This window comes from Halorubrum sp. GN11_10-6_MGM (genome assembly GCF_005435165.1).
Lineage (GTDB): Archaea > Halobacteriota > Halobacteria > Halobacteriales > Haloferacaceae > Halorubrum.
The window spans coordinates 1-8,207 of sequence record NZ_SGUC01000061.1 but is presented as its reverse complement, the minus strand read 5'-3'; the positions used below and the strand labels follow the sequence as shown (position 1 = coordinate 8,207).

The following is an 8,207-nucleotide window of genomic DNA, read 5'->3' as shown; positions in this document are numbered from 1 at the left end:
GGTCCTCGGAGAATGACCAGCGAGCCGAGATCGTTCGAACGTACGACGACGCGATTGCCTCCCGCAACGACGCCGTTATAGTGCGTGATGAGGGGGTCAACGCCTTCAACGACGAGGCGTACTCCGAGGCGATCGACTCGCTCGAGAGTGGTTTGGAAGGCTTCGAGGAGGCACAGTCGATGTTCTCCGAGGCCGCAGAGTTCGCAAGCGAGCTCGCGGAGGACGCAGCGGCTGGGATCTGCGAGGCGTCCGCGGAAGAGACTCGGATTCAAATCGAGGCGACTGAGGCCGCGCTGGCGGCCGCCACGGCCGCTCAGGAGGGAGAAAGCGCGGAGACGATCAACGGCCACGTGGAGACGTTCCGAGCTCGCCGCGATCAGGCCGCGGCGATCACCGTCGAGGACACCGACGCGGTCGCGAGCGCGCTCGGACTGGAGTGAGCCGGGCCAGACACCCGAATGATTATATTGTAACAGATCAGTTCATTCGATGGTATGTGTGGGAGCAGACGTCGGTTTCCGGTGGCCTCCTTCCGAACGGCTCCCGGTTTCCGGACCCGGCCGGGGGAGAAACGACGACGACCGCGCCGGTCCGAGCGACTCCGGGACTCGGTCGGCTCCGAACGACACGGCGGGTGATGTGACGTGTCGCTCACCGACCAGCGGAAGTACACGCGTCCCGAAAAGGACGAGCTCTACGACCTGTTGAGCAACCACCGCCGTCGGTACGTGATCCACTTCTGTAAACAGGCCGACGAGCCGGTTTCCCTGTCCGACCTCGCGGAGAAGGTGGCCGCCCGCGAACAGGACAAGCCGGTCGCGGAGCTCACCTCCGCCGAGCGCAAGCGCGTGTACACCTCGCTCCAGCAGACCCACCTCGACCGGCTGGCCGAGGCGGGGATGGTCCACTACGACGGCGACGAGATCGAACTCACCGAGGACGCCACCGAACTCGACGTCTACCTCGACGTCGTCCCCGAAGGCTCGATCCCGTGGGGCGTCTACTACTTCGGCGTCTCTGTCCTGTCGGCCGTCGTGCTCGGCGGCGTCTGGGTCGGGTTCGTCCCGACGGAGACGGTCCCCGAACTCGGGTGGGCAGCCATCGTTCTCCTGATCTTCTTCGTCTCGTCCGTCGCGCAGGTACTCCAGAACCGTCAGTACCGACTCGGAAACATCGACGACCCGCCGTAGCAGATTTCGGCACGTCGCCGCCGCGAGCAGTACTGGGACGTTAGAAGTCGTAGGAATCGAACTCTTCCATCGTGGTGTCGGCGTAGTTGACGAGCCAGTCTTCCGCCGGCGAGTCAGGCCGGACGTACACGTAGACGTAGTCGCCGTCGAGCACGGTGCTCACGCCGAGCTGTTCGTCTTTGATCACGCGCTTGTTCGTGTCGATCGCGACGTCGACGAGTCCTTCCAAGTCGTCGACGAGGATCGTCTGCTCGTAGTCGCGCTCGGACGGGAACGTGCCGCGGGTGATCCACTCGGAGAACTCCTGTTCCTGTTGGTGGAGTTCGAGCAGTTCGCGCTCGTCGGCTGAGATCCCGACGTATCCGGTGTGTCTTCCGTAGCCGAGACCGACGAGCGCGACGACGGCGAGCAGCGAGAGCAACACCGGCGCAGCCGACTCGACCGCGCCGGATTCGGTGGACTGTTCCACCGTGCGGGTCTGTGTTTCGGCCTCGTCGACGGTCTGTATCTCGAGGACACGGAATGTCGTCGGTGTCACCGTGATCGGCATCACGCTCTCGTAGGTGTGATCGACCGACTCCCCGTCGATCGTCCCTGACACGCTCGATGTCGAGACGATCCGGATCTCGATCGTCCCCGCCGACCCGAGCTGTCGTTCGACGGTGTCGATCGTCTCATAGACGTCCTCGATGACGAGCGTCGCGTTGACTGTGTGCGGCGTCGACGGTGAGAGCCCTTCGGCCGTCCCGCTCGCAAGCGGCTCCGAGTACTCCCAGAGCGTGGTCTCGCCCTCGACGCCGCGATACTGGACGCTGGTCTCCGTGTTCACCTGTACTGCCCCGTCGTCGGCTGCGTACTCGTATCGGTAACTGATAGCGAGTTCCTCGGACAGCCTCGTGTAGTACACCGGGCGGTTCGTGACGCGCTCGCCCTCCTCGAAGGGGATCGATTCGTTCACGATCACTGAGCTGTGTTCGTAGCTCGTGGTCTCGGACCACCGCTCGGTCGTCACCTGCTCGGTCTCGACCGTGTCGGTGGCGTGGACTTGATACGCCCACGCACCGCCCGCGACCGCGACGAGCAGGAGCGCGGCGACGACGACGAGGAACCACTGGTCGAGCAGCGCCCGCACCCGAACGGAGCGGTCGATCTCGCTCATCGGCTCACTCCCGTCGGACGCCGACCGAGTCGATCGAGACGACCTCGTCGAACAGCGGCTTGAGCGTGTTGATGTTCTGTGGGTCGCCCGCACGCGGATCGACGTGGAAGTGTGCGATTACGCCGGCCCCCTGAAGTGTCCCGAGGAAAACGTGGAGGAACCGAAACGCGCTCTGGACGTCCTTGTACTTGAGGAGGATGTTCACCGAGTCGTAACACACGACGATCTCGCTGTCGTCCGCCGCCCAGCTTTCGACAGTTCCGGAGATGAGGATCCCGAGCCTAGTGATATCGTTCGGATTGTTGATCGAGGCCACCTCCACGTCGTCGCGCACGTCCTCCGGGACGGACTGTGAGTAGCCGATCGCGACGAGTTTCGTTCGGTGGGCCGCGCTCGCGATCGCTTCGAGCTGCTCGGGATCCATTCGACGGTACCTGACGAGGAGGACGTCGCGTTGAGCCGCCGCCGTTTCGAGGCCCAGTAGGTCCTGACAGGCAGCGTGTTTTCGCTCGTCCTGTGATCCGCACTCGACGAGGGCGCTCGTTCCCGGCTTCAGATCGAGTCCGGCCGGCCGTCGATATCCCTCTTCGGGACCGGCGGCGAGGTCGCTCCCGCTCGTCGACGCGGTCCCGCCGCGCAACAGCGGCTCCGATCGACTCTCTCCCGATGTATCGGGCTCTGTGGGCGCTTCCGAACCCCCTTCGTGAGTGTCTTCGCGGTCCCAAATCCGGGGACGCTTTTCTCTTTTTTTTTCGTTCCTGTGGGAGTTACCTTGCCCAGCCTCGGCACGCCCTTCATCTTCAGCCGCACTATCGGTCCCCTCCCGTTCACCGTCGGGACCGCTCTCGGCCGGCCGGTCGTCGTCAGCGGTCGCATCCGGCTCGCTGGAGGTCACCTCGTCGTCGGCCTCGTCGGCGTTCCAGACGCGGGGACCGACATCCTCGTCGTCGATCCGTGGCCTCTCATCCCCCCCCTGTTCGTCGTCGGATTCACCTCCCGATGTCCCGGAGTGGGCGCCGTCGCGCGCCGCGTCCGTCTCTCCACGTGTGTCGGCTTCGTCGTCGCTGCCCACCCACTCCCACGAGTCTTCCGGGGCTTCCGTCGACCGCTCCTCCGTGAGGCGTGGGTGACTCGCCTCCGTCTCATCAGTGTCGTTGTCACCGGCATCAGTTTCGGCCGACGGGCCGAGTGATTCGTTCGAGTCGGGGGCGGTTGTCTCGTCGAGACGCTCTCTGAACTCGCCGAAGCGCGACGGTCGATCGTCTGTCTGAGTTGTCTCCGCGTCGGACTCGTCGTCGCGTTCCCCCTCGTCGCCTCGCTCGTCGCTCATCGTCGACACCGACCCGATGTCCGGGCCGTTCGAGGAGCGTTTGGAGCCTGAACGGGTCCGCTCGATCGAATGATGCGCCTCGGCGGCCGTGACGGAACGCGGTCGGTCATCGATCGCTCCTCAAATGGCAGGCAGTGACCCCGGACGTCACCGTGGGCTCCTCGCCCGGCGTTTGTCGGCCGATCCATACGGTCGGTCCCCTCATTCCAGTCGTCTGATACCAATCATGGTGACACAAATTATAAACGTATCGTCCGAGCGCGAGAAGCGTTCCACGTCCATGGTCGGGTCCGAACGCGACCGCTTCGGTTGTGTCGCCTTGGTGTCTGACGCTTCGGAACAATTAACATCCGTATGGCCGTATTTCAACTGTCATGGCCGACTCCTCGGACCGCGGCGGCGGTCCGCCGATAGACTCCGACGCCTTCCAGGAGTGGGTTACACACACCGCCGAAACGCGGGACGTCGACGAGCAGGAGCTGTTGAACCAGCTAATCTCCGCGTTCTGGATCCTCGACGAGATGAACGGCGTTACCGAGGGCGGCGATCCGATCGGCAGTGGAAAATCTCTGTACCCACCGGAGCCGGCCGATCCCGGCCAACAGTTGATCGACGATTCCGAAGTCGACTCCGACATCGCGGCCGAACGCTCCCGTAGCGGAGAGGAGACGGAGCGAGACGACGGGAAACACGGGACCGGGTCCGGCGACCGCGCCGCCGCCGACCGGTCCCCGGACGACACCGAAGCGGGCGCTAGTTCCGAGGGGGCACAGACTGAGTCGGCCGCCGACGAGCTCCGATCCCTCCGAGAGTCGATGTACGAGCAGCTCGAGATGATCCAGACCGTCGTCGAACTCCGGCGACAGGTCTCGGATCTCTCGCTCGACGTCGAACAGCAGCGATCGCGGCAAGAGGAGTTCGCCGACCGGTTCTCAGACAATCTGACGCGGCTCCACAGTCGGGTCGAAGCACTCGACAACCGACTCGACGAGACCGATTCCGTCGACGAGACGGAGCTCGATCGGATCTCCGAGGAGTTCTCCGTTGAGATCGATCGGCTCGAATCGACACAGCGCGAGTTCGAGGCGTGGATCGACGAGGAGTTCGACGAGATCGAGGCGCTGTTCAGACGCCTCGTGGACACCACGGACACCCTCGAAGATCGTATCGACACGCTCGACGCCGAGCTGAGCACCCTTCGCGACGATGACGCGGCTGCCGACCGACTCGCTTCGCTCCGTCGAGACGCCCTCAGCCTCGGGACTGATACCGGGCGTTGCGAGCACTGTGAGACGACGATCGATCTCTCGATGCTCGACGAACCGAACTGTCCCGACTGTGACGCGACGTTCGTCGCCGCGGAACCGGCCGAAAGCTGGAGTCCCTTCGCAAAGCCGATACTCCGAACTAGTGGTCACGTGAAATAAGGCCATCACGTGGCTCTGATACTCGATGCCCGTTCACGTGATTCACCTTCACCAGCTAGGTGAACGATATTAGATCCCGTCTACTGTCTACCACGATTTTTCGTCAGATTCGGAAGCATCGATTGGAGCGAAATTCTGATGAAAATGAATTTATATTGTGACAATTAACCGACTTGTGTGACACTCCCCACCGCGGTGACGAACGCCGACGCGGTCCTGATTGACGGGCCGTTCCTGAGCGGCAGGCGCCGGGTGTTTCACACGCTGCTCAGGTCATGGACGGACGAACCGGTGATCGCCAGCACGCGACACGTCGCCGACCGGATACGGCGTATCCACGAACAGGCGACATCGGGATCGCCCGACGACCCCGTCGTCGTTGACTGCGTGTCGGCGGCCCACATCGACAACCTCGATGAGACGTCGGAGACACGGTACGCCGCGGGTCCGGGAAACCTGACTGACATCGGTACGACAATCACGTCCGTACTGGAATCTCGGAAAGGTGAGGACCTCGCCGTGGGCGTCACCACGCTCTCGCCGCTCGTGACCTACACATCGGTCAAGTCGGTGTTCCAGTTCGTCCACGTCCTCGTCAATCAGGCGACCGGACAAGACTGGCCCGTCGCGGCCGTCGCAGCCTCGCCCGTGTTCGGCGACCCGAGCCACCGCGCGCTGCGGGAGCCGTTCGACGCGGTGATCGAGACGCGGCGGGGCGACGCCGACCGCGGACCGGCCGCCGAGGCCGATGCGGACGAGGCGCTCTTCCGCGTCCGGAGCCGAAGTGAGGTCACCGACTGGACGCCCGTCTCGTCGGTCTGAACCGGATTCGAGCGGCGGCGTCCGCCGGCGCTCCGACGCCACACCCCTTTCGAGAACCGACACGAACCGAAAATCCGACCGGACCGGGAACCGAAAATCTGACCGGACCGAGAGCGCGCGCGAGCGTCGTGGACCGGCCGACCGGCGCGGCCCTGCGCTCGTCACCGGGACCGGCCATAGAGTCATAAACCCCGGGAAGAGGGCGGCAGACGCTTGTCAGACGCAATTCTCGTCGCGGACCTGAACCTCGATCCGGATCGCCTCGTTGATTTTTTCACCGTTTGCCGCCCGAGATCGTTTCGGGACACCGATCATTCTTTCTCAGTAATTTTCGCTGATATATTATTTGAAAAGGACACATAGGACAGTTGAAACACCGAATCGCCCGATAGAAGGCCGGTCACAGCCGCGTTGTGCCGCTTCGTCTGCGAACCGGTGCCACCGATAGTTTCATAATAGAGAAACATATTGACTGTCATTTACGGGCGACGAGCAGTTGGACCGCCGACAGGACAGATGGGCGGACACCGTCGCCGTTCGAACCACACACCCGACAATGATACACGACACGCACGCGGTACGGCGGGGGAGCACAGGGCGGTTCAGCGGAAACGGGAGTGATCGGTCATGAGTGAATCTCGCACACTACGTGTGGACCCGATGTGGAATCAAGACGCGGGAGTCGTGAATTCGCACACGAAGGTGAGAGCATGACGGGTGACACGAGTCGGCGCAAGCAGGCACGAGCGGTGTTCCTCTCGCTCTTGATGGTCGGCTCTATGCTGGATCGGCGGTGCGGCGTTCGCCGGCTCTGCGGCGGCGCAGACCTCTCTTGGTCCATCTTCAAACACTGTTGAAGACACCGAGACGTCGAATGTCTCAGTACGTCTGGTAGATAGTAAAAGTGAATTCACACAGAACGAAAATGGTTCCGTCACGCTCCACCTCACGGGTCAACTCAATAGTAATGAGTGGGTGAGCGTGGCTGCTGACGGAGAGCGGCTCGCGTCAATAGACAATAGTGTCCAAAACGCGACTGACCTCCAGAACGTCACGTCGTTCAATATTGATAATACAGACGGAATAGGCGGAAGTCCGCCTGAACTCTATCAAGCCATTAAAATTGAACTGGAAGATGGAACACTTTCATCGGGGGACCGGATCTCGGTAGTCTACTCAGGTTCAGCCACTAGTGATGCTACTGACTCTGAGTGGAACGTATTTGTAATAGCTGATGATGGTAGTATTAACAGTACTATCAGTGCCAGTTCAGACTTGACTACTGCGATTGATGATGTCTATGGTCAAGTCGAACAGGATAACATAACCTCGATAAGCTTCGATGCTGGGGTCGGAATGACAGATGGGGATACATTTGGGGTGTACGATGGCACCAATCACACGGTATCGGAACTCTCCGTGAATGGTAACTTCCTGCTCCATGAGCGGGTAGAGAACGTGGATCAGGGCACATTCCATCCCGATATTCAATCCGCTATTAAAGGGGCAGGAACTGATGAGACGATTGAGGTAGCAGATGGTACCTATGAGGAAAAAATAAAAGCTAGTGTTGGTGGACTAACGCTCAAAGCTGCTACTGGAGCCACCCCTGTGATTAATGTAAGTGATGCGGAGCGACAAGACGGCGATGACGTTCGGCGTGCAGTAGAGGTTTACGAAGATAATGTGACGATTGATGGATTCGAGATAGATGGGTTTATGTTATATGGGGTTGCTGTAGACGCGAAAAATGTCAATATAGTCAACAATACGATCCCAAACGGTCAGAAAGACTACAACGGAGAGAGTTGGGCAATAGACATTCGTAATTCAAAGAACGTACTTGTAGAGGGTAATAATTTAGACGTGTGGGCGAATAGATCAGTATATATTCACAAATCATCAAATAATATAAACATAAATGATAACAATATCACAGCGGAAAATGAAACCTTAGCTGAGGGGCTTTCTGCTATTGGTGTAGAAGGTTCATCTGATGTTACGTTAAAAAACAATATAATTGAAGGATTTGGAGAGGCCGTGGAGATAACCCCTTTCTTTGCTTCGAGTGATGACATCACAATATCTCAAAACAGAATAAAGGATAATAATGTTGGAGTGAAAGTTGGTTACGGTGGTGATTTGTCTCATGTGCTTTGTTGAATCCGATGATGGCGTCGGGGTCACTGTTTGAGAGCCTGTTCGAGGTTGTAGACTGCGGCGGTCACCACGAGCTCACGAAACTCGCGGTACCACGCGCGAGGGGGGACAGCGGGGCC

General features: G+C 60.4%; 7 protein-coding genes and 1 pseudogene. 5 read left to right on the top strand and 3 right to left on the bottom strand.

The window, feature by feature from the left end; genetic code table 11:
- Both EXE46_RS15820 and EXE46_RS15815 read left to right on the top strand, forming a co-directional pair.
- The coding region (locus EXE46_RS15820; RefSeq protein ID WP_206750445.1) for a hypothetical protein at window positions 1-440 on the top strand (440 nt) is incomplete at its 5' end.
- A 204-nt stretch (window positions 441-644) separates the two neighbouring features.
- Entirely contained in the window at window positions 645-1,190 is a 546-nt protein-coding gene (locus EXE46_RS15815) for a hypothetical protein (RefSeq protein WP_137689304.1), read from the top strand.
- 40 nt (window positions 1,191-1,230) lie between these two features.
- Here the strand turns inward: EXE46_RS15815 and EXE46_RS15810 are convergent, their stop codons facing one another.
- Together EXE46_RS15810 and EXE46_RS15805 are read right to left on the bottom strand one after the other, a co-directional pair.
- Window positions 1,231-2,349 (bottom strand): DUF5305 domain-containing protein, encoded by a 1,119-nt coding sequence (locus tag EXE46_RS15810; protein WP_137689303.1) that lies wholly within the window; start codon window positions 2,347-2,349, stop codon window positions 1,231-1,233.
- Window positions 2,350-2,353: 4 nt separating this feature from the next.
- Window positions 2,354-3,679, bottom strand: a complete 1,326-nt coding sequence (locus EXE46_RS15805) for a hypothetical protein (RefSeq protein WP_137689302.1) — start codon at window positions 3,677-3,679, stop codon at window positions 2,354-2,356.
- A 374-nt stretch (window positions 3,680-4,053) separates the two neighbouring features.
- Here EXE46_RS15805 and EXE46_RS15800 point away from each other — a divergent pair, with 374 nt between their 5' ends.
- The 3 genes from EXE46_RS15800 (at window position 4,054) to EXE46_RS15790 (ending at window position 8,091) form a co-directional block, all read left to right on the top strand.
- Complete coding sequence (locus tag EXE46_RS15800) at window positions 4,054-5,106, top strand: hypothetical protein (RefSeq protein WP_137689301.1); 1,053 nt, start codon at window positions 4,054-4,056, stop codon at window positions 5,104-5,106.
- Window positions 5,107-5,283: 177 nt separating this feature from the next.
- Window positions 5,284-5,928 carry a hypothetical protein gene (locus tag EXE46_RS15795; protein WP_137689300.1) on the top strand — a complete coding sequence of 215 codons (645 nt, stop codon included), beginning with the start codon at window positions 5,284-5,286 and terminating at the stop codon, window positions 5,926-5,928.
- 981 nt (window positions 5,929-6,909) lie between these two features.
- Window positions 6,910-8,091, top strand: a complete 1,182-nt coding sequence (locus EXE46_RS15790) for a right-handed parallel beta-helix repeat-containing protein (RefSeq protein ID WP_137689299.1) — start codon at window positions 6,910-6,912, stop codon at window positions 8,089-8,091.
- Between the two features lie 20 nt (window positions 8,092-8,111).
- On the opposite strand, the pseudogene EXE46_RS17535 reads toward EXE46_RS15790, so the two are convergent.
- Window positions 8,112-8,207, bottom strand: a pseudogene (locus EXE46_RS17535) (IS5/IS1182 family transposase); the annotation flags it as partial.